Below are 19,411 nucleotides of genomic sequence, written 5' to 3' on the forward strand. Positions count from 1 at the left end.
TAAGCCTGTTTTTTAAGCAAGCATGACAGGCAGTTTTGAGCGAAAAGCGGACCTTTGTGATTAGAGCGCAATCGTTTTGACTGAACCGGTGTAGCATTATTTCAATAATTTTGACATTAGCTCAAAAAACGTAGGCAAATCGCGAGTGAAAGAGAAGGATGCGTTAATAGCCTTGCGCGCGATTAAACCATCAATAAAGGCAAAAAGGATTATCGTGACTTCCTCAAGGTGAATATCCTTGCGAAACTCTCCCGCCGCAATACCGTCCGCGATAATTCCCGCAATACTTTGCCGCATGACGGTATCACTGGAGATATACGTTTTCTGCAATTCAGGGTTCCGCGCAGACTCCGCCATGATTTCAACCCACAGCTGATGGGTAACCGGATAGCCTACATCGCTTATGCACGAAGTAACCTGCGCGCAAAGGCGCTCGTAGTAAGTGCCGTTAGACGGAGCACTATGAGCGGTCAAAGCAGAATTTTGCTCTTCAAGAACGATTGCCTTGATAAGGTCATCCTTGCTTTTGAAGTACGTGTACATCGCTCCCTGGCTGATCCCTGCCCGGGTAGAAATTTCACGTACGCTTGTCGCACTAAAGCCTTTTTCTGCAAAGCAGGCTGCGGCAGCGGTAATCAGCTTATGGTAGGTTTCGGTTTTCTTTAACATGTTGACTACTATTTTTTAATCCAGGGCACCGGCGTAAACGCGTTTTTTTCTGGAGCCAGTGTTGAACTCTGACCCCAGAATCAGATATTACTTCATAAGCGGTAACGCACTGAGCATATTCTTCAGATTCAGCATATCCCAGGGTAAATGTTCAGCAAGTGTAAGGCCGACAGGTTCCGCTTTTGAGGTTGCCTGAGCTATCAGATTCAGAACATCGTCAATGGATAGTTTACCTTCTGCAACATCACCAAAGTCATGTACTCCTCTGCCGGGCATGGCGAAAAGAACCGAACGGAACAGTGACGGATCGAGAACGTCCAGATCTATGTGTATTGCCAGATGTTCAATATTTTCTCTCTTGATCCATTCAGTGACGTCTTTAGCGTCGTTTTTAACCTTTTCAGGACCTATCGTCTCAATGCCATGATTGGCAAGGTATTCAGATTCATAAGGCAGTGGATCGTGGATACCTGCAATCATTATTTTTGTAGGGTTAAGTCTGGTTGATACATGAGCAACTAAATCCTTATCACCGGTTCCAATTAGCGCTCCAAGAACATGGGCATGGGCGTTCGGATATTGTCTTGCAGTCTGCACGTCAGGATGAGAGTCAATCCAGAGCACACCCAGTTTATCACCGTATTTATTGAGGAGATGGGCAAAAGGAGCCAGTGACACCAGGCAATCGCCACCAAAAACGACAATTGAATCGGGATCATGTTTCTTAATCAGAGCGGCTGCATCGCTTTGCTGCCTGACAATTTGAGGCTTAGCAGTGATGCCATCCACTTTATCAAGCGGCTCCGCTGTGGGCTCATCTACAGGAACTGACTCAACGGGGCCATCCGATTCGGGGGAAAGATACGAGAGAAGAAGCGACCCAAGATGATAGGGGGGATTATTACCACCCTGCCATTGTGGAAATAAAAGTCTGAGCGTTTTACTAGTCATAATTTACCTTCGCTTGTTTTAACAACGGACTGATTTGAGTGAGTCACCACCCATAATTGAATGAACGCTCATTCATTTTTGCGCACTCATCGTTTTCACGCAAGCAGCACGGCACATTAAGTTAACCTAAAGGGAAAAAATCATTTCTGCAGACTGGTTTCAACCAAAGTCCGCTTATGGCACAGAGCGGACTGTCAGCTTAGGTTAAGCCCTGTGCAGCAACTTGCACACGGAGGGAAATTGATAGCTAATACCTGTATTGACCAATAGAGCTGTCAATATGATACTGTGTTTATGTACAGTATTTTGTGGGGTGAATATGCCACGCACAGCAGATATACAGACAGCATTTCAATCGGCTATACAGCTTAATCCAAAGGGCTACCGCTACCTGAGCACTGACAGCTTCATCGGGAAATTGAGGGAGTTCAGCTGGCACTTTAGCCGTGCCGATGCAAACGCATGGATTGAGCGTTACCAGCCTGACTTCGCCGACAAGACCACCGACGGCAGTGATAACCGTTACTGGATCCTGCGCAACATGGGGAGGGTTTTCTAATGGGATTTCCCTCGCCGGCCATGGATTACGTTGAGCAACGATTATCACCTGTCGTTCTCTGCAGTATAGGACCTGATAGCAGGGTGCTTGAAACTGAAGTTGGGTACGCAGTCATTGAGCCTGTTACGAAGAAGACACAGGGTGATGTGTTGTTGATCCTCTGTGACGGGCATACGCAATTCGCAAAATTGATGGGGAAGGCACTCATCACTGATGATGGGGAGGCGATAGAGGGAACCGCTCTGGAAGAGGTTGGGGTCTTAGGGCGGGTAACGTTTTTTATACACCGTACACAACAAGATGATTGCCCGGTCATGTAGTGCAAAATGACGTGAATAATTCCCCCATTTTTCCCCAATACTTCCCCGTGCGAAATTTAGACAAGAAAAAACCAGCCGTAAAAGGCTGGTTTTAAATGTGTTTTTGGTCGGCACGAGAGGATTTGAACCTCCGACCCCCGACACCCCATGTCAGTGATGAATATTGGAATAGAACTCGTATCCTCGATTTACTACTCCGATGATGATACTGATTACAGCGGCACCAATGATGAGTGGGTGTTCTTTTGCTCTAGTCAATAGCCAATATGGATGGAAGCTTCTTGGCTTATACCAACGAGAATTTGTTTCGAGGCTTTTGTCATTAATTCGTTCGGCTATGTTGCATAAGATATCCACTTTGCGGAGAGTGGACATTTCTAGTTTTCTATACTCACCATTAACATATGCATCAGCTTCTTCTTGGCCTGTCATAACGTCTTTATCAGCAATATTATTCTTTTCAACAAGTGCCATCAATCTTCCGGCCCTGCCGTTTTTTGCTGTATGATCTATATAGTTACGTCCGTAAATTGAAGTTGTTGCTCTTGCAAGATCCAACTTTCTATCGTCTGTCAGCACAAATGGTTCTCCGCCAAGCACTGCATATCTATGCTGCAAGGCCTGAAAACCATAGTTATTATCACGCATGTTCCAATGAAGGAAAGTGCAGTTGCCGTAACGCTTTAAAAAGGCGAAGAAATTATCAAGAAGGTCCTTCTCGAGAATATCAAGATTAGCCGGATTTGATATGTCGAGCTTCAGTAGCTCAGCTGACCGATTTAGCGCCCAGTGGTCTGTTTGTGCATTGCCTAAGTTACGCACAGCTATCGATGTTATCCTAGTCGACTTTCCGCCATGAACATCATAAAAAGATTCGCATGAATAATGGATTACATAGCAATGTAATGCATTAGCGAAACATTTATGTATAGAGGCAACGCTTTCTTCACGATCTTTGATTTGTTGTTTGATTGACGAAGACATTTTGAACCTCTATGCAAAAAAACCCGCATAAGCGGGCTTTCATGTCACTCGGGAGCCGCGGCTCCTTTGCGTATCCTTTTTTGTCCCCTCACCGTCTGGTCGGTGTCCTGCTGAGACTACTAACTTCCTGTTATTGCCAGTGACGTCCTATCACTGTCCAATCATGATTGGTGGAGCTGGCGGGAGTTGAACCCGCGTCCGAAATTTCTACATCCTCGGTACTACATGCTTAGTTTGTCTTTACATTCGCACGCCAGCTGCGGACAGACACGCCACTAACGAACTAGCCTGATTAGTTTTAGCACTTCAACCCCAGGCAGGGCATCCGCGCGATCTCTTTTGGGTTTGACCTCTCTTGATCCCCGTCTTAAGAGCGGAAGCTAGGGAGAGAGGGCTCTTAGCAGGTTATTAAGCTGCTAAAGCGTAGTTTTCGTCGTTTGCGACTATTTTTTTGCGGCTTTTTACGAGGCAAACCGCCCCTCGGCATGCACCTTGGGTTTCGCAAATCCCGTCGAATCCAGAATCAGCCCCAATAGTGTTGAACTGAGTATACCAGATTTCACTTCCTGGTTACCAGCCCGAAACGCTAACTTATTGAATAGTACAATAAGTGCGCAGAATCAACGTCCTGCGTTTTTCATGATACGTGCTTTGTCGAGCTGCCACTCACGTTCTTTCAGATCAGTACGCTTGTCGTGCTGTTTCTTACCTTTTGCAACGCCGATTTTCACTTTGCACCAGGCATTTTTCCAGTACATAGAGAGCGCAACCACGGTAAAGCCTTCACGGTTGATACGTCCGTAGAGGGATTCCAGTTCACGCTTGTTCAGCAGCAGTTTACGGGTGCGCGTTGGATCGCACACGTAGTGTGAAGAGGCGACGGTCAGCGGCGTAAAGTTCGCGCCGAACAGGAAGGCTTCGCCATCTTTCAGGATCACGTAGCTATCGCCAATGTTTGCCTTCCCGGCACGCAGCGATTTCACTTCCCAGCCCTGTAACGCAAGGCCAGCTTCGAATTCTTCTTCGATGAAATACTCGTGACGAGCACGCTTGTTTTGCGCAATGGTCGCCGAGCCTGGTTTATGTGCTTTTTTCTTCGTCATAGTTGTCGTAAAGCCGTCGGTAATCTGATTTCAAAAAGTCACCTCATCGCGTCCTGTGAGGTCTAACGCGCTATATTAGCACGAGATGAGGCTTAGCGTTTTTTTAACAGGTGATAAATGTTATAATTTGTCGGTTGTGTGACCATGGAAAATGCTATGCCTCAGATTAGCCGTACTGCGCTTGTCCCTTACAGCGCGGAACAAATGTATCAGTTAGTGAACGATGTTAACGCTTATCCGCAGTTTATTCCGGGATGTACCGGCAGCCGGGTGCTGGAATCTGGCCCGACTCAGATGACTGCGGCAGTCGATGTCTCCAAAGCGGGGATCAGCAAGACGTTCACCACCCGCAATACGCTGACCGATAATCAGAGTATTTTGATGCATCTGGTGGATGGCCCGTTTAAAAAGTTGATGGGCGGCTGGAAGTTTACGCCTCTGAGCGCGGATGCCTGCCGGATCGAATTCCATCTGGATTTTGAGTTTACCAATAAGCTGATTGAGCTGGCATTCGGCCGCATCTTTAAAGAGCTGGCTTCCAATATGGTTCAGGCATTCACCACCCGCGCCAAAGAGGTTTACAGTGTCGCATAAGATTGCCGTGGAAGTGGTGTACGCGCTACCGGAGAAGCAATACCTGCAGCGCGTAACCCTGGAAGAGGGGGCGACCGTTGAGGCAGCTATTCGTGCTTCCGGCATACTGGAACTGCGTAGCGACATTGACCTGGCGAAGAATAAAGTCGGGATTTATAGCCGTCCGGTAAAGCTTGCTGATGCGCTGAAGGATGGCGATCGGGTTGAGATTTATCGTCCGCTGATTGCTGATCCGAAAGAGCTGCGCCGTCAGCGAGCGGAAAAATCGGGTAAGTAACGCTTTCTCCCCCGGTGGCGCTTCGCTTACCGGGGCTACGATTCTGCGTAAGAATTCAGATACAAAAAAGGTGCTCATTGAGCACCTTTTTGCGTTTCTGACGATGGATTATTTGGTCAGGGCAGGCTTGTTGTCGATGTTGGTCAACACACCGGCGCTGCTGAAAGTCAGCGTCAGGGTCTGCTGGGTCACGTCTTCATGGCCTGGCTGCTGACGGAATACATAGAACCAGGTATTTGTGCCGAATGGATCGGACATCATCGGGGTTCCCAGTGCATAAGCGACCTGCTGTTGTGTCATCCCCACACGGATTTTGGACACATCGTTAGGGGTAAGGTAGTTCCCCTGGTTGATGTCAGGACGGTAAACCACTTTCTCCAGAGTGGAACAGCCTGCGGTCAACATCAGAAGAACCGCTGCGGCAGCGGTCAGCATTTTACAACGCATAGTGATTTGATTCCTTTTCGGGCCCGAGCAGAACGCGGCTCATATGTAATATGCCGATGATAATAGACCTTGCCCCACTTTGAAACCGGTCTGGCGGCGTTTTTGTTGTTCTCTATGACCCTGAGATCCCGAAAAAGTTTATGCCGCCAGCAGTTCTTTCGCGTTTGCGAGGGTGTTACGGGTGACTTCGCTACCACCAAGCAGGCGTGCCAGCTCCTGCAAGCGGGAGCGTTTATCCAGCGGTTTCATGTGCGTTTCGGTCATTTCGCCATCCGTTTCTTTGCTAACGATAAAGTGATGATGACCACAGCCCGCAACCTGCGGCAGGTGGGTAACGCACATGACTTGCGTTGATTCACCCAGCTGACGTAACAGTTTACCCACCACGGCAGCCGTCGGACCGCTGATCCCTACGTCTACTTCATCGAAAATCAGCGCCGGAGTTTCCATCTTACGTGCGGTAATTACCTGAATCGCCAGGGCGATACGCGACAGCTCGCCGCCCGAGGCGACTTTAGAAATCGCCTGTAAAGGCTGTCCCGGGTTCGTGGTTACGCGGAATTCGATGCGATCTGCACCTTCCGCCGTCAGGTGATTCTCTTCGAAGCGGACATCGATAGTGAACACGCCGTGCGGCATGGCCAGCGCGTGCATGCTTTCGGTGATGTGCTGGCTTAATTCCTGCGCATAGTGCAGGCGTATATCATGCAGCTGTTTCGCCGTGGCCAGTGCCTGCTGGTGGTGCAGGTTCACCGCCAGAGATAGCGTTTCCTGTGAGTCAGCCTGATCGTCGAGCTGCTGTTGCTCATCAAGCAGAGACTGATAGAAGACGGGGAGCTCTTCCGGCGTAATGTGGTGCTTACGCGCCAGCGAAATCTGACGGGAAATACGCTGCTCAAGTTCGAACAAACGGTTCGGGTCGAGATCCAGACGTTCACAGTAGTGGCGCAGCTCGTCACCGGCTTCAGAGATTTGAATCGCAGCCTCTTCAAGCATGTCCAGTACGCCAGAAAGTTTGCTGTCCATTCCTGCCAGTTCAGTCATCAGCTGGCGCACGTTATAAAGCTGGCTTTGAAGATTGACGTCTTCGCCATCGGCCAGCAGGTTCAGCGCGGTCTGGCTGGTTGAGAGCAGGTGGCCGCTGTTGGCCAGACGTTTGTATTCTTCGTCGATCTGCTCAAACTCACCCGCCTGCGGGGCAAATTCGTTTAGCTCTTTTAATTGATATTCCAACAGCTCCGCGCGGGCAGTCCGCTCCTGGCTCTGCTGCTGATGCTGCGCGAGTTCACGGCAGCTCAGGTGCCACTGGCGATAGTGCTCCGCCATCAGCTGAGTAAGTGCGTGCTCACCTGCATAGCCATCAAGCAGGGCTTTCTGCTGCTCGGGCTTGATGAGCTGCTGGTGCGCGTGCTGACCGTGGATCTGGATAAGCAGCTGGCCGAGCTCGCGGAGCTGTGAAAGAGGGACCGCTGTACCGTTGATAAAGCCACGGGACCGTCCGTCGCTGCTGATCACGCGGCGAAGTAAACACTCACGCCCGTCTTCAAGCTGGTTCGCTTCCAGCCAGCGCAGCGCTGCTGGGGTGTCTTTCAGGGAGAAGCGGGCGCAGAGGTCTGCACGGGTTGCGCCCCGGCGCACCATGTCACCCTCTGCGCGGCCGCCAAGGCACAAGCCGAGGGCATCAATGGCAATGGATTTACCTGCGCCGGTTTCCCCGGTAATCGCCGTCATGCCGCTGTGGAAGTCGATTTCAAGCTCACGAACAATGGCAAAGTTGCTGATGGTCAGTTGTGCCAGCATAATTGTTTTCCTGTATGAAAAACCATAACTGTGTTTACATACAGTATAAACTGGTTTTTTATACAGTAAAGTGCTGGATGCAAAATCAGAACAATTTTTTTGACCAGCCAAGCTTGGAGCTTAATGTGTTGAAATAACTGTAATCTTTCGGGTGGATAAGATTCAGGTGGTAATCACAGCGGCGGATGAGCACGTCTTCCCCTTCCTGGATGGGCAGTGCGATTTGGCTGTCGCAGCTGATCTCAAGATCATTACGGCGATGCGAGAAGCGCAGGCGTATCGTGCTGTCACCGTTAATCACCAGCGGTCGGGCGGAGAGCGTGTGCGGGAACATCGGCACCAGAGTGATGGCATCAAGCGACGGCGTCAGGATTGGCCCCCCGGCGGAGAGCGAGTAGGCGGTAGAGCCCGTCGGCGTCGAGATGATCAGCCCGTCCGAGCGCTGCGAGAAGGCAAAGATTTCGTCGATATAAACTTCGAACTCAATCATGTGCGCCACTTTACCGGGGTGGAGAACCACTTCGTTAATAGCGGTGCTGATGCGCTTCGGGCAGTCCTGCTGGCAGACCTGCGCTTCAAGCAGAAAACGTTTTTCACTAATATAGTGGCCTTCCAGCACGTCGGCAAGCTGCTGTTGGGCGTTATCCGGGTCGAGGTCGGTCAGGAAACCGAGATTGCCGCGGTTGATGCCGATAACCTTAATGTCGTAGCGAGCCAGGGTCCTGGCCGCACCCAGCATATTGCCGTCGCCGCCGACCACCACGGCGAGATCCGCCTGTTGGCCGATTTCCGCCAGCGTGCCGGTTTTGACGCCCTTAAGCTGCAGCTCCTGGGCAATTTGTTGCTCAACCATCACTTCATAGCCTTTGCCACACAGCCAGCGATACAACATTTCATGTGTCGTCAATGCGGTAGGGTGACGCGGATGCCCGACGATCCCAATACACCTGAAATGATTATTCATTTTCTGGAGGTCCTTGTGCCTGATGAATGATGACAATCTGTCTTGTTCCCTTGAATCCCGGAAACTGATCCCCATAATAAGCGAAGTTAGCGAGATGAATGCAGAAAAACGCGGAGAAATTCATGAGTAGTAAAGAACAGAAAACGCCTGAGGGGCAAGCCCCTGAAGAAATTATCACGGAACAGCACGATAACGTTGAGGCCGTAGAGTCAGACGCGTCTGCTGAGCAGGTGGACCCGCGTGATGAAAAAATTGCCAATCTGGAAGCTCAGCTGGTAGAAGCGCAAAATCGTGAACGCGATGGCGTGCTGCGCATCAAAGCGGAAATGGAAAACCTGCGTCGCCGTACTGAACTGGACGTAGAAAAAGCGCATAAATTTGCGCTGGAGAAATTCGTCAACGAACTGCTGCCGGTGATCGATAGCCTGGATCGCGCGCTGGAAGTGGCGGATAAAGCGAATCCTGACAACGCGGCCATGATCGAAGGTATTGAACTGACGCTGAAATCCATGCTTGATGTTGTAGGTAAGTTTGGCGTGGAAGTGATTGCCGATACCAACGTACCGCTGGATCCAAACGTTCACCAGGCGATTGCGATGGTGGAGTCAGAAGACGTTGAAGCCGGTAAAGTGCTGGGCGTGATGCAGAAAGGTTATACCCTGAACGGCCGTACTATTCGCGCCGCGATGGTGACGGTGGCGAAAGCGAAAGCGTAATTTGCCTGCCCGTAGTGCCGGGTGGCGTCTTCGCCTTACCCGGCCTACAACATTACTCGGCGATACTTTCGCGTAGCGGTTTAACGGGCAGGACCTTCACCTGCTTAATCATGTTGTCCTGTACGTCCAGGATATCAATATCGTATTGCTCAATTCGAACCCGCGTACCTGCCGCCGGGATCTCTTCCAGCGCTTCCAGAATCATGCCGTTCATCGTCCGTGCTTCATCTTCCGGCAGATGCCAGTTAAAGGCTTTGTTCAGTTCACGGATGTTCGCGCTGCCGTCAATCAGCACAGAGCCATCGTTTTGCGGCGTCACTTCTTCTGCAAGGGAAGGGGACATTGAGGTCGTGAAGTCACCGACAATCTCTTCCAGAATATCTTCGACCGTTACCAGCCCCTGAATATCGCCGTACTCATCGACCACCAGGCCGACTTTCTTCTTATTGCGCTGAAACTTCACCAGCTGCGTGCTGAGGGGAGTGCCTTCCGGCACGTAATAAATCTCGTCAGCGGCGCGGAGCATGACCTCTTTGGTGAACTCGTTTTTCTCAGTCATCAGGCGATAGGCTTCACGCACGCGCAGCATGCTGATGGCGTCATCCAGCGAGTCGCGGTAAAGCACAATGCGTCCGTGCGGTGAGTGCGTCAGCTGACGAACAATGGCCTTCCAGTCGTCGTTGATATCAATCCCGACGATTTCGTTACGGGGCACCATGATGTCGTCAACGCTCACCTTTTCCAGATCCAGCACCGACAGGAGCATATCCTGGTTGCGACGGGAGATCTGCGAGCGGGATTCATTCACGATGGTGCGCAGCTCGTCTTTGCTGAGCGCGCTGCTGATGGTGACGTCCGCTTTGATACCGACCATGCGCATCAGCAGGCGAGTGACCATATTCAGCAGCCAGACCAGCGGCATCATCAGAATTAACAGCGGCGCCAGCAGGAAGCTGCTCGGATAGGCAACCTTCTCCGGATAAAGCGCGGCGACGGTTTTTGGCAGGACCTCAGCAAACACCAGAACCACAAACGTCAGTACCCCGGTCGCAATGGCGACGCCGGCGTTGCCGTACAGGCGCATCCCGACGATGGTGCCCAGCGCAGAGGCGAGTATGTTCACGAGGTTGTTCCCGATAAGCACCAGGCTAATCAGGCGGTCTGGCTTGCGCAGCAGCTTTTCAACACGACGTGCGGCGCGGTTACCCTGCTTAGCGCGGTGACGTAACCGATAGCGGTTCAGCGTCATCATGCCGGTTTCCGAGCCGGAGAAATAGGCGGAGATGACCACCATGACGATCAGCGTAACGATCAGCGTGGTGGTAGAGATGTGTTCCAGGGGGAACTCCTTTGTTACTTAGCCAGCAAATTGCTGTATGAAGCGGCTGCCAAAATAGGCAAGAGTAAGAATGCCTGCGCCCGCTACGTTGAACCAGACCACGCGACGACCGCGCCAGCCTTCATGATAATGGCCCCATAACAGGACAATATAGACAAACCACGCGATGATGGAGAGGACCGCTTTATCGATATTCTCCACGCTGAACAGGTTCTTCATATAAAACAGTCCAGTGCAGAGCGTTAACGTCAGCAGAACCACACCCACCTGAGTGATGTGGAACATCTTACGCTCTATCACCATCAGCGGCGGCATCTCATGATTAAAGGCCAGCTTTTTGTTCTTCAACTGGTAGTCAATCCAGGCAAGCTGCATGGCGTAGAGCGCGGCAATGATCAGCGTCGCGTATGAGAACAGCGACAGGCCAATATGCACTAACATTCCCGGCGTGGCTTCCAGATGCGTAATGAATTCATTAGGCATGAAGGTGGCTAAGGCGAGGTTGATCAGCGCAAAGGCGTATATGATCGGCAGCAGCAGCCAGCCTCGGTTCTTGGAGGCGACAATGGTCATTACCGTACAGATCATCAGGCTGACCAGCGAGCCCACGTTCAATACGCTCAGGTTTTGCACGCTGCCGTCGCCAGGAATGATGCGCGATTCCAGCGCAAAAGCATGGCTTATCAGTGCGATCACCGCCGAAAGAATAGCCATGCGCCGCCAGCCGCTGTTTTTTTGCAGCAGGCCAGGAATGATCAGCGCGAGGCTGACAGAGTAGGCAACAAGGGCGATCAGTGCGAAAACAGGCATATAGGCGTCGACAGTTGTCTTAATAAGAAAGAGAAGCAGTATAACGTTACGTGACGCGTGCTCCAACCGTTGCATAACAACAAAGGCGCCTTCATGTTATACTCCGGCAAAATTCTGTGTATGTGTCGCTCATGCGACCCAACGTTTCTACCCCAGGCGAGAGACAATGTTTGATAATTTAACCGATCGTTTGTCGCGCACGCTGCGCAACATCAGCGGCCGCGGACGCCTTACCGAAGAAAATGTTAAAGAGACGCTGCGCGAAGTTCGCATGGCGCTGCTCGAAGCCGACGTGGCGCTGCCGGTCGTGCGTGATTTTATCAGCCGCGTTAAAGAGAAAGCGGTTGGTCATGAAGTTAACAAAAGCCTGACCCCGGGCCAGGAATTCGTCAAAATCGTTCGCCAGGAACTGGTTGCGGCGATGGGCGAAGAAAACCAGGTATTGAACCTGGCCGCTCAGCCTCCGGCTGTTGTGCTGATGGCGGGCCTGCAGGGTGCGGGTAAAACGACCAGCGTCGGTAAGCTGGGTAAATTCCTGCGCGAGAAGCACAAGAAAAAAGTGCTGGTGGTATCTGCCGACGTGTATCGCCCGGCGGCGATTAAACAGCTGGAAACCCTGGCTGAGCAGGTGGGCGTAGATTTCTTCCCGTCCGACGTTGCTCAGAAACCTGTCGACATCGTTAATGCCGCGCTGAAAGAAGCGAAGCTGAAATTCTACGATGTGCTGCTGGTGGATACCGCCGGTCGTCTGCACGTTGACGAAGCGATGATGGACGAAATCAAGCAGGTGCATGCTTCTATCAACCCGGTAGAAACCCTGTTTGTTGTTGATGCCATGACCGGTCAGGATGCGGCCAATACCGCAAAAGCGTTTAACGAAGCGCTGCCGTTAACCGGTGTCGTATTGACTAAAGTGGACGGCGATGCCCGCGGCGGTGCGGCGCTCTCCATTCGTCATATCACCGGTAAGCCGATCAAGTTCCTCGGCGTCGGTGAGAAAACCGAAGCGCTGGAGCCGTTCCATCCGGATCGTATTGCCTCCCGTATCCTCGGCATGGGCGACGTGCTGTCGCTGATTGAAGATATCGAGAGCAAGGTTGACCGCGCCCAGGCGGAAAAGCTCGCCAGCAAGCTGAAAAAAGGTGACGGATTCGATCTGACCGACTTCCTGGAACAGCTGCGTCAGATGAAAAACATGGGCGGCATGGCAAGCCTGATGGGCAAACTGCCGGGCATGGGCCAAATTCCTGATAACGTGAAATCGCAGATGGATGACAAGGTGCTGGTGCGCATGGAGGCCATCATCAACTCGATGACGCTGAAAGAGCGTGCGAAGCCAGAGATCATCAAAGGTTCCCGCAAGCGCCGTATCGCGGCGGGTTGCGGCATGCAGGTACAGGACGTAAACCGCCTTCTGAAGCAGTTCGACGACATGCAGCGCATGATGAAGAAAATGAAGAAAGGCGGCATGGCGAAGATGATGCGCGGCATGAAGGGCATGATGCCACCCGGTTTTCCTGGGCGATAATCGCTTTTGAGATTGCTTTTTGCCCGAAAATGAGTAAAATTTTCGGGCTTTTAATATGACACCCGGGCTCCGTTCCTCGATGGGGCCCGGTTGTTTTATTCACACAAGAGGATGTTATGGTTACTATTCGTTTAGCTCGTCACGGCGCTAAAAAGCGTCCGTTCTACCAGGTTGTTGTAACTGACAGCCGTAATGCACGCAACGGCCGCTTCATCGAGCGCGTTGGTTTCTTCAACCCACTGGCCTCTGGCGCAGAAGAAGAAACTCGTCTGGATCTGGATCGTATCGCTCACTGGGTTGGCCAGGGCGCTACTGTTTCCGATCGCGTTGCTACGCTGATCAAAGCAGCAAACAAAGCAGCTTAATCTGTCACGGTGGTCATGATGAGCAATAAAGCACCTGTTGAACCGATCGTATTGGGAAAAATGGGTTCTTGCTACGGTATCCGTGGTTGGCTCAGAGTGTTTTCCTCCACTGAAGACGCTGAAAGCATTTTTAATTACCAGCCCTGGTTTATCCAGAAGGCCGGTAAGTGGGAAGAGGTCGAGCTGGAAAGCTGGCGTCACCACAATCAGGATATCGTCATCAAGCTGAAAGGCGTTGACGATCGTGATGCCGCGAATGCGCTGACTAATTGTGAAATTGTCGTGGATTCGTCGCAGTTGCCGCAGCTGGAAGCGGGTGACTACTACTGGAAAGACCTTATGGGTTGCCAGGTGGTCACTACCGACGGCTACAGCCTGGGAAAAGTCATTGATATGATGGAAACCGGGTCAAATGACGTTCTCGTCATTAAGGCAAACCTGAAAGATGCATTTGGCATCAAGGAGCGGTTGGTTCCGTTCCTCGATGGACAGGTTATCAAGAATGTCGATCTCACTACTCAAACGATTGAAGTAGATTGGGATCCTGGTTTTTAAATTCTCCGGATAAACGGTAAAAGACGGCGCTATGTGGATTGGCATAATTAGCCTGTTTCCTGAAATGTTCCGCGCGATTACCGATTACGGGGTAACTGGCCGGGCAGTAAAAAATGGCCTGCTGAACATCCAGAGCTGGAGTCCTCGTGACTTTACTCATGACCGGCACCGTACCGTGGACGATCGTCCTTACGGCGGCGGACCGGGGATGTTAATGATGGTGCAACCCTTACGGGACGCCATTCACACAGCAAAAGCCGCGGCAGGTGAAGGCGCAAAGGTGATTTATCTGTCACCTCAGGGACGCAAGCTTGATCAAGCGGGCGTGAGCGAACTGGCGACGAATCAAAAGCTGATTCTGGTCTGTGGACGCTATGAAGGGATAGATGAGCGCGTAATACAAACCGAGATTGACGAAGAATGGTCTATCGGCGATTACGTTCTCAGCGGTGGTGAGTTACCCGCAATGACGCTGATTGACTCTGTTGCCCGGTTTATTCCGGGTGTACTGGGACATGAAGCTTCGGCAACAGAAGATTCGTTTGCCGATGGATTGCTGGACTGTCCACACTATACTCGACCTGAAGTGTTAGAAGGGATGGACGTCCCGGCAGTGTTACTGTCTGGAAACCATGCCGAGATACGTCGCTGGCGCTTGAAGCAGTCGCTGGGCCGAACCTGGCTTAGAAGACCTGAACTTCTGGAAAACCTGGCTCTGACTGAAGAGCAAGCAAAGTTGCTGGCCGAGTTCAAAACTGAACACGCGCACCAGCAGCATGAACATGAAGGGAATGCGTAATACGCTCCCGAATATCAGTTTACCCAGGATAAGAGATTAAATTATGAGCAACATCATTAAGCAAATTGAACAAGAGCAGATGAAGCAGGACGTACCTTCCTTCCGTCCAGGTGACACCGTGGAAGTGAAAGTATGGGTTGTTGAAGGTTCCAAAAAACGTCTGCAGGCATTCGAGGGCGTGGTTATCGCTATTCGTAACCGCGGTCTGCACTCTGCATTCACTGTTCGTAAAATTTCCAACGGCGAAGGCGTTGAGCGTGTCTTCCAGACTCACTCTCCGGTAGTTGACAGCATTGCTGTTAAACGTCGTGGTGCTGTACGTAAAGCTAAACTGTACTACCTGCGTGAGCGTACTGGTAAGTCAGCTCGTATCAAAGAGCGTCTGAACTAAGATTCGCTTAAGCAACATCCTGTTAAAAAGGGCTGGCCGAGAAGGTTGGCCCTTTTTTTATTCCACCGCACCTCTCGCATTAACCCTTTCGACATAAATCATTTACAATGCTTGCCTCTTTTGTGGAGGATAAGTGGATAACGTACTGCATCAGCACGGCTGGAAACGCGCAGCGGCATTGACCGCGCTGTTTGCGATCCTGCTGATCGTGATAGCCCCGCTTATCTCCGTCTCGCTGCAAAAAGATCCCATGAGCGTCATGCCGGGTATGCATCATGATATGAGCATGATGTCGATGGATGAACATCATGGCGACATGCAGCATTCCATGCCCGTTGACCACGCGGAGGCCTGCGGCTACTGCGTGCTGCTCGCCCATGTGCCGGGCATGATGCTGGCGCTGATCGTCCTGCTGAGCATAGTATTGCAAAGGCTCTGCGTTAAGCCGCCTCGCCAGACGGTCAGCCACTGGCACTTTTTCCCTTGGCTCTATCCCGATACCCGCGCCCCGCCGCATAGGTTTGCTTTTTCCCTTTAAAAATAAAATCGATAACTTTTTGCCTTAAAAAGGAAAAGTATGACTACCTGCACTCCGCGCGCGGCATGGGGAAACCTGCTGCGTCGACTCCATTTCTATGTCGGGCTGTTTGTCGGCCCGTTTATCTTCTTTGCCGCACTGACCGGTACGCTGTATGTGGCGACGCCGCAGCTGGAAAATGCGGTTTATCGTCAGGCGCTTCACTCGGACGCCGTGGGTGAGCGGCAGCCGCTGGCAGAGCAAATTGCCGTGGCGGAAAAAACGGTGGGTGACGATCTCCGTTTACATGCCGTCCGCCCGGGCCTGACGAATGGCGAAACCACCCGGGTGATGTTTGCTGACCCGGCGCTAGGGCCGTCTGAACATCGTGCCGTTTTTGTCGATCCGGTAAGCCTTGCGGTGCGTGGAGACATGACGGTTTACGGCACCAGCGGGATCCTGCCCCTTCGCCAGAAAATTGATTACTTGCACAATTCGTTAATGATGGGCGATGCCGGGCGGCTCTACAGTGAACTGGCTGCCTCCTGGATGTGGGTTTCCGCCCTGGGGGGGATTGGCCTGTGGTTCTATACCCGACCAAAGCGCCGGATGAACAATCGCTTTCAGCATCGCCGTCGTCTGCACGTCATCCTGGGCTGGAGCCTGCTGGGGGGAATGCTGTTATTTTCCGCAACCGGGCTGACATGGTCCCAGTGGGCAGGGGGGAACGTTGATAAACTGCGCGCCGGGATGAACTGGCTGACGCCGCAGGTGAATACGACGCTCTCCGGTGCGCCGGCGGTGATGGACGAACACGCCGAACATCGCGGTCACCACGGTGGGATGGAAATGCCCGAGATGACGACAGAGCTGGCGAAGTTTGACGGCGTATTGCGCGCCGCCCGTTATGCAGGGATCGAGGCCAGCAGGCTTGAGATCCGCCCGGCAAGAATGCCTGGTCAGGCCTGGACGGTAACGGAAATCGATCGTAGCTGGCCTACGCAGGTGGATGCCGTTGCGGTTGATCCGAACACCATGCTGGTAGCCGACAGAACCCGGTTTGATGATTTTCCGTTAATGGCAAAACTCACCCGCTGGGGCGTGGATTTCCATATGGGGATCTTGTTTGGCCTGGTTAATCAGCTGGTACTCATCGCGTTTGGTACTGCCCTGTGCGTGCTGATTATATGGGGATATCGGATGTGGTGGATGCGGCGCCCTAAAAAGTCAGCAATCAGTCCCGTGCAGACGCTCTGCCAAAGCTGGCTGGCGTTGCCGCGTTGGGGAAGGGGGGCGACGCTGGTACCAGGCGTACTGCTGGGGCTGGCGCTGCCGGTAATGGGCGTTAGCCTGGCGGTGTTTATTATCATTGACTGGCTGCGCTGGCGAGCGGCATCAGGCGTGTCGCTCGCCGAATCGTCCGCTAAATAAACTTACGGCGTGCTGATGACCACCGCAACGCGGCGGTTTTCAGCGCGCCCTTGCGCGGTGCTGTTGCTGGCCACAGGGTATTTTTTGCCTAACCCCCGGGTAGTCAGATTGCTACGCGGAATGTCAGCGCCTTTCGCCCATGCGTCTGCAACGACATTTGCGCGCTTTAGCGAGAGCGCTTCATTGTAACTCTCTTCACCGTAGTTATCCGTGTGGCCATCCATGCGAGCATGGTTTAAGCCGGTTGCGGCCAGGCGTGAAGCCATCGTTCCGATCTGCGTTTCACTGTCCGGACGCAGTCTGGCGTCATTTTTATCAAACAAGATTTTGTCCGACAGCCCAAGCGACCAGTCGCCGTTCAGTTCGTTAAAGCCGTAGGACTTCATTGCCGCAATTTGCTCGGGTGAGAATTTGCCTTCAGGCGGCGTCTGGCAACCTGCGAGAAACAGGGATGCCAGTAATAACGGCGTGAAGTGTCGCTTTAACATATCGTATTCCTTTCTAAGATATTGTTTTTGTTCGCTGGTTTTTAACCTGGTACATATTGCGGTCGGCTTGCTCCAGTAATGCTTCCAGAGAGGCATTTTCCCACGCCAGAGCAAAGCCAATGCTGAGTGACATTGATGCAGTGTGCCCGTTATGCAGGTCAAACGGACGGATAAACTGCTGCGAAAGCGCAGCACAAATGTGTTGAACATCAGATTCAGAGTGGACGCCATACAGCACCATCGCGAACTCATCGCCGCCAAGGCGGTATGACTGATGTCGCTTATCACCGAATTCCACCATTCGGCTGGCGACTTCAATCAATACGCAATCGCCTGCCGCGTGCCCCCAGGTATCGTTGATGAACTTAAAATTATCGCCGTCGAGGAAGAGCAGGGCGGAGTTTGTTTTTGCTGAAGTGTCGTTCATGAGTGCCGCGATGCTGTTACGGAATGCCGCACGGTTCGCAAGACCCGTCAGCGGATCGTGCATGGCCGTGCGCATGAGCTGGGCATTCTTGGCCTGAAGCTTAAGCTGCCACTCTTCCATTTCATCCAGCAGGCTGTTGAAGTCTTCGCCAAACTGGTGGAACTCTTCAATACGTCCAGCCTTTACCCGGCGGGAGAAGTTGCGGTTGGTGCGTACGTCATGGACGACATCGGTAATGTTCTGCATCGCCGTGACCATACCGTGGTGAAGCGAACGTGTAAGCGTGATTGCCACGGCAGAGGCAAGAAGAATACATCCGGTGAGGACGGCAAACGACATCCAGATAAAATGGCTGATGAGGCTGTCACGCGCCGTCAGGCGAATCTCACCAATCATGTTACCGTTATGTATGATGGGCTGGGAGACAGGGAGCGGGAACAGCCAGCGGCTGACCAGCGCGCCCAGCGTGTCCGTGTTTTCGTCCGGGTTCCATGACCAGTGGGCAAAGCGTTTTTTACGAACGTTGAGGACTTCTGCTTCGGCAAATTGTCCTTGCTTGCCAAGGGTCGCAAGCGTTTCGTTAGCCGCCAGCGGATCGTTGAAAACCAGAGAGGCTTCAAGGCTGTGGCTCATGGTTGCGCCGGTTAATTCGAGATTTTTTTGCGCGTATTGCTTTAATGTCACCACGGAAGCAAAACACAGCAACAACCATATAAACGTCATTGTTATTGTGACGCTTAGCATGCTGATGCGCCGCAACGTTCTTTTAAACGTTGGACGCGATGTTGAAGTGAAATCCTTATTCATGCTTCTTATTCCGTGCAAGCATTAATACATCCGGATTGACTCTTACGCCGCTGCGAGACAGCGCATCAAGATTGACGGAAAACCTAACCCGGTTATCTTCAATTATCAGGCAAAATGCACTGCCAATAACACATTCCGGATTCTGCTCTGAGATTAATAGCAACGCTCTGCCCTGATACTGGCTAATTAAATCAAGTTGTTGTGCAGGAGTTTCATTCCCGAAATAAATAGCGTCACACATTGCTGCCAGCGCTTCCCGATCGTTATGCACAATGACGGGGGTATAAGGCAACTCGCTTTGTCCCTCTTCACTGCTAAGCGCCCGAGTATAGCGAGATGAGGCATAAACACAGAGCCTGGGCTGCCCGGAAAGCGACGGCCATCGGGTATAGCTAACGATACCTGAGACTATAGTACGCACTGACTTATCGGTTTCTGCGAGGGTATTCGCAACCGCTGAACCAGCCGTAAGGAGCAGTATGAGCACCAGAGTGAGTCGGAAAAAAGGGATCAAGAATGAAATTCTCACCAGAATCTGCCATGTCGCTCTGGAAATAGATGTCCTTAAGA

23 protein-coding genes, 1 tRNA gene and 1 other RNA gene are annotated in these 19,411 nt (G+C 52.0%); 12 read left to right on the top strand and 13 right to left on the bottom strand.

The genetic code is table 11. The features are described from left to right. Positions 1–96 precede the first annotated feature (96 nt). Positions 97–669: a TetR/AcrR family transcriptional regulator gene (locus tag D5067_RS05730; RefSeq protein WP_119938493.1), complete on the bottom strand. Its 573-nt coding sequence runs from the start codon at positions 667–669 to the stop codon at positions 97–99. 87 nt (positions 670–756) lie between these two features. Continuing rightward, positions 757–1,620 carry an arginase family protein gene (locus D5067_RS05735; protein WP_119938492.1) on the bottom strand — a complete coding sequence of 288 codons (864 nt, stop codon included), beginning with the start codon at positions 1,618–1,620 and terminating at the stop codon, positions 757–759. A 319-nt stretch (positions 1,621–1,939) separates the two neighbouring features. Between D5067_RS05735 and D5067_RS05740 the strand changes: the two genes are divergently transcribed. Beyond that, entirely contained in the window at positions 1,940–2,179 is a 240-nt protein-coding gene (locus tag D5067_RS05740; protein WP_119938491.1) for a hypothetical protein, read from the top strand. Beyond that, a complete protein-coding gene (locus D5067_RS05745; protein WP_119938490.1) occupies positions 2,179–2,499 on the top strand; it encodes a hypothetical protein in 321 nt (106 codons plus the stop codon). The genes D5067_RS05740 and D5067_RS05745 overlap by 1 nt, the downstream gene beginning before the upstream one ends. Positions 2,500–2,603: 104 nt before the next feature. Here D5067_RS05745 and D5067_RS05750 read toward each other — a convergent pair. The 3 genes from D5067_RS05750 to smpB form a co-directional block, all read right to left on the bottom strand. After that, a tRNA-Pro gene (locus D5067_RS05750) sits at positions 2,604–2,698 on the bottom strand. Between the two features lie 953 nt (positions 2,699–3,651). After that, positions 3,652–4,014, bottom strand: a transfer-messenger RNA (tmRNA) gene (gene ssrA, locus D5067_RS05755). 89 nt (positions 4,015–4,103) lie between these two features. Further along, positions 4,104–4,586, bottom strand: a complete 483-nt coding sequence (gene smpB, locus D5067_RS05760; RefSeq protein WP_006178063.1) for an SsrA-binding protein SmpB — start codon at positions 4,584–4,586, stop codon at positions 4,104–4,106. Between the two features lie 156 nt (positions 4,587–4,742). Between smpB and D5067_RS05765 the strand changes: the two genes are divergently transcribed. Both D5067_RS05765 and D5067_RS05770 read left to right on the top strand, forming a co-directional pair. Continuing rightward, positions 4,743–5,180, top strand: a complete 438-nt coding sequence (locus D5067_RS05765) for a type II toxin-antitoxin system RatA family toxin (RefSeq protein ID WP_199746135.1) — start codon at positions 4,743–4,745, stop codon at positions 5,178–5,180. After that, entirely contained in the window at positions 5,170–5,457 is a 288-nt protein-coding gene (locus tag D5067_RS05770) for an RnfH family protein (protein WP_119938487.1), read from the top strand. The genes D5067_RS05765 and D5067_RS05770 overlap by 11 nt, the downstream gene beginning before the upstream one ends. Before the next feature lie 108 nt (positions 5,458–5,565). On the opposite strand, the gene bamE is transcribed toward D5067_RS05770, so the two are convergent. From bamE to nadK, 3 genes are all read right to left on the bottom strand, one after another. Next, positions 5,566–5,904 carry an outer membrane protein assembly factor BamE gene (gene bamE, locus D5067_RS05775; RefSeq protein ID WP_014884883.1) on the bottom strand — a complete coding sequence of 113 codons (339 nt, stop codon included), beginning with the start codon at positions 5,902–5,904 and terminating at the stop codon, positions 5,566–5,568. Positions 5,905–6,042: 138 nt separating this feature from the next. Beyond that, positions 6,043–7,704 carry a DNA repair protein RecN gene (recN, locus tag D5067_RS05780; protein WP_119938485.1) on the bottom strand — a complete coding sequence of 554 codons (1,662 nt, stop codon included), beginning with the start codon at positions 7,702–7,704 and terminating at the stop codon, positions 6,043–6,045. Positions 7,705–7,789: 85 nt separating this feature from the next. Further along, on the bottom strand, positions 7,790–8,668 hold the full coding sequence (gene nadK / locus D5067_RS05785) for an NAD(+) kinase (RefSeq protein ID WP_119938484.1): 879 nt from the start codon (positions 8,666–8,668) through the stop codon (positions 7,790–7,792). A 122-nt stretch (positions 8,669–8,790) separates the two neighbouring features. Here nadK and grpE point away from each other — a divergent pair, with 122 nt between their 5' ends. Beyond that, positions 8,791–9,384: a nucleotide exchange factor GrpE gene (gene grpE / locus D5067_RS05790; RefSeq protein WP_148102656.1), complete on the top strand. Its 594-nt coding sequence runs from the start codon at positions 8,791–8,793 to the stop codon at positions 9,382–9,384. A gap of 52 nt (positions 9,385–9,436) precedes the next feature. Here the strand turns inward: grpE and D5067_RS05795 are convergent, their stop codons facing one another. Next, on the bottom strand, positions 9,437–10,723 hold the full coding sequence (locus D5067_RS05795; protein ID WP_119938482.1) for an HlyC/CorC family transporter: 1,287 nt from the start codon (positions 10,721–10,723) through the stop codon (positions 9,437–9,439). Positions 10,724–10,741: 18 nt separating this feature from the next. Continuing rightward, positions 10,742–11,533 (bottom strand): cytochrome C assembly family protein, encoded by a 792-nt coding sequence (locus D5067_RS05800; protein WP_063865323.1) that lies wholly within the window; start codon positions 11,531–11,533, stop codon positions 10,742–10,744. Between the two features lie 166 nt (positions 11,534–11,699). Between D5067_RS05800 and ffh the strand changes: the two genes are divergently transcribed. From ffh to D5067_RS05835, 7 genes are all read left to right on the top strand, one after another. After that, positions 11,700–13,061 (top strand): signal recognition particle protein, encoded by a 1,362-nt coding sequence (gene ffh, locus D5067_RS05805; protein ID WP_119938481.1) that lies wholly within the window; start codon positions 11,700–11,702, stop codon positions 13,059–13,061. Between the two features lie 116 nt (positions 13,062–13,177). Then, on the top strand, positions 13,178–13,426 hold the full coding sequence (gene rpsP, locus D5067_RS05810) for a 30S ribosomal protein S16 (RefSeq protein WP_022649067.1): 249 nt from the start codon (positions 13,178–13,180) through the stop codon (positions 13,424–13,426). Between the two features lie 15 nt (positions 13,427–13,441). Next, entirely contained in the window at positions 13,442–13,981 is a 540-nt protein-coding gene (gene rimM, locus D5067_RS05815) for a ribosome maturation factor RimM (protein ID WP_119938480.1), read from the top strand. 31 nt (positions 13,982–14,012) lie between these two features. Next, complete coding sequence (trmD, locus tag D5067_RS05820; protein ID WP_119938479.1) at positions 14,013–14,780, top strand: tRNA (guanosine(37)-N1)-methyltransferase TrmD; 768 nt, start codon at positions 14,013–14,015, stop codon at positions 14,778–14,780. Between the two features lie 43 nt (positions 14,781–14,823). Beyond that, on the top strand, positions 14,824–15,171 hold the full coding sequence (gene rplS / locus D5067_RS05825; protein ID WP_006178051.1) for a 50S ribosomal protein L19: 348 nt from the start codon (positions 14,824–14,826) through the stop codon (positions 15,169–15,171). A 133-nt stretch (positions 15,172–15,304) separates the two neighbouring features. Next, the gene (locus tag D5067_RS05830; RefSeq protein ID WP_119938478.1) at positions 15,305–15,709 is read left to right on the top strand and encodes a DUF2946 domain-containing protein; all 405 of its coding nucleotides are present in this window, start codon (positions 15,305–15,307) and stop codon (positions 15,707–15,709) included. Between the two features lie 39 nt (positions 15,710–15,748). Then, positions 15,749–17,119: a PepSY-associated TM helix domain-containing protein gene (locus tag D5067_RS05835; protein ID WP_119938477.1), complete on the top strand. Its 1,371-nt coding sequence runs from the start codon at positions 15,749–15,751 to the stop codon at positions 17,117–17,119. A gap of 2 nt (positions 17,120–17,121) precedes the next feature. Here the strand turns inward: D5067_RS05835 and D5067_RS05840 are convergent, their stop codons facing one another. From D5067_RS05840 to yfiR, 3 genes are read right to left on the bottom strand one after another with little or no spacing between them, the layout of a single operon-like run. Then, complete coding sequence (locus D5067_RS05840; RefSeq protein WP_119938476.1) at positions 17,122–17,607, bottom strand: OmpA family protein; 486 nt, start codon at positions 17,605–17,607, stop codon at positions 17,122–17,124. Positions 17,608–17,620: 13 nt separating this feature from the next. Next, positions 17,621–18,841, bottom strand: a complete 1,221-nt coding sequence (gene dgcN, locus D5067_RS05845) for a diguanylate cyclase DgcN/YfiN (protein WP_119938475.1) — start codon at positions 18,839–18,841, stop codon at positions 17,621–17,623. Continuing rightward, the gene (yfiR, locus tag D5067_RS05850; protein ID WP_210433817.1) at positions 18,834–19,370 is read right to left on the bottom strand and encodes a regulatory sequestration protein YfiR; all 537 of its coding nucleotides are present in this window, start codon (positions 19,368–19,370) and stop codon (positions 18,834–18,836) included. Before yfiR ends, dgcN begins: the two co-directional genes overlap by 8 nt. Positions 19,371–19,411: the final 41 nt, after the last annotated feature.

The sequence above is a fragment of the Enterobacter huaxiensis genome (genome assembly GCF_003594935.2).
Taxonomy (GTDB): domain Bacteria; phylum Pseudomonadota; class Gammaproteobacteria; order Enterobacterales; family Enterobacteriaceae; genus Enterobacter; species Enterobacter huaxiensis.

Coding starts and splice junctions, on each gene's coding strand:
- grpE (WP_148102656.1), top strand. CDS start 8,791: ATGAGTAGTAAAGAACAGAAAACGCCTGAGGGGCAAGCCCCTGAAGAA.
- recN (WP_119938485.1), bottom strand. CDS start 7,704: ATGCTGGCACAACTGACCATCAGCAACTTTGCCATTGTTCGTGAGCTT.
- D5067_RS05800 (WP_063865323.1), bottom strand. CDS start 11,533: ATGCCTGTTTTCGCACTGATCGCCCTTGTTGCCTACTCTGTCAGCCTC.
- rpsP (WP_022649067.1), top strand. CDS start 13,178: ATGGTTACTATTCGTTTAGCTCGTCACGGCGCTAAAAAGCGTCCGTTC.
- dgcN (WP_119938475.1), bottom strand. CDS start 18,841: ATGAATAAGGATTTCACTTCAACATCGCGTCCAACGTTTAAAAGAACG.
- rimM (WP_119938480.1), top strand. CDS start 13,442: ATGATGAGCAATAAAGCACCTGTTGAACCGATCGTATTGGGAAAAATG.
- D5067_RS05740 (WP_119938491.1), top strand. CDS start 1,940: ATGCCACGCACAGCAGATATACAGACAGCATTTCAATCGGCTATACAG.
- D5067_RS05735 (WP_119938492.1), bottom strand. CDS start 1,620: ATGACTAGTAAAACGCTCAGACTTTTATTTCCACAATGGCAGGGTGGT.
- nadK (WP_119938484.1), bottom strand. CDS start 8,668: ATGAATAATCATTTCAGGTGTATTGGGATCGTCGGGCATCCGCGTCAC.
- smpB (WP_006178063.1), bottom strand. CDS start 4,586: ATGACGAAGAAAAAAGCACATAAACCAGGCTCGGCGACCATTGCGCAA.
- D5067_RS05765 (WP_199746135.1), top strand. CDS start 4,743: ATGCCTCAGATTAGCCGTACTGCGCTTGTCCCTTACAGCGCGGAACAA.
- D5067_RS05745 (WP_119938490.1), top strand. CDS start 2,179: ATGGGATTTCCCTCGCCGGCCATGGATTACGTTGAGCAACGATTATCA.
- D5067_RS05730 (WP_119938493.1), bottom strand. CDS start 669: ATGTTAAAGAAAACCGAAACCTACCATAAGCTGATTACCGCTGCCGCA.
- D5067_RS05840 (WP_119938476.1), bottom strand. CDS start 17,607: ATGTTAAAGCGACACTTCACGCCGTTATTACTGGCATCCCTGTTTCTC.
- D5067_RS05835 (WP_119938477.1), top strand. CDS start 15,749: ATGACTACCTGCACTCCGCGCGCGGCATGGGGAAACCTGCTGCGTCGA.
- bamE (WP_014884883.1), bottom strand. CDS start 5,904: ATGCGTTGTAAAATGCTGACCGCTGCCGCAGCGGTTCTTCTGATGTTG.
- rplS (WP_006178051.1), top strand. CDS start 14,824: ATGAGCAACATCATTAAGCAAATTGAACAAGAGCAGATGAAGCAGGAC.
- ffh (WP_119938481.1), top strand. CDS start 11,700: ATGTTTGATAATTTAACCGATCGTTTGTCGCGCACGCTGCGCAACATC.
- trmD (WP_119938479.1), top strand. CDS start 14,013: ATGTGGATTGGCATAATTAGCCTGTTTCCTGAAATGTTCCGCGCGATT.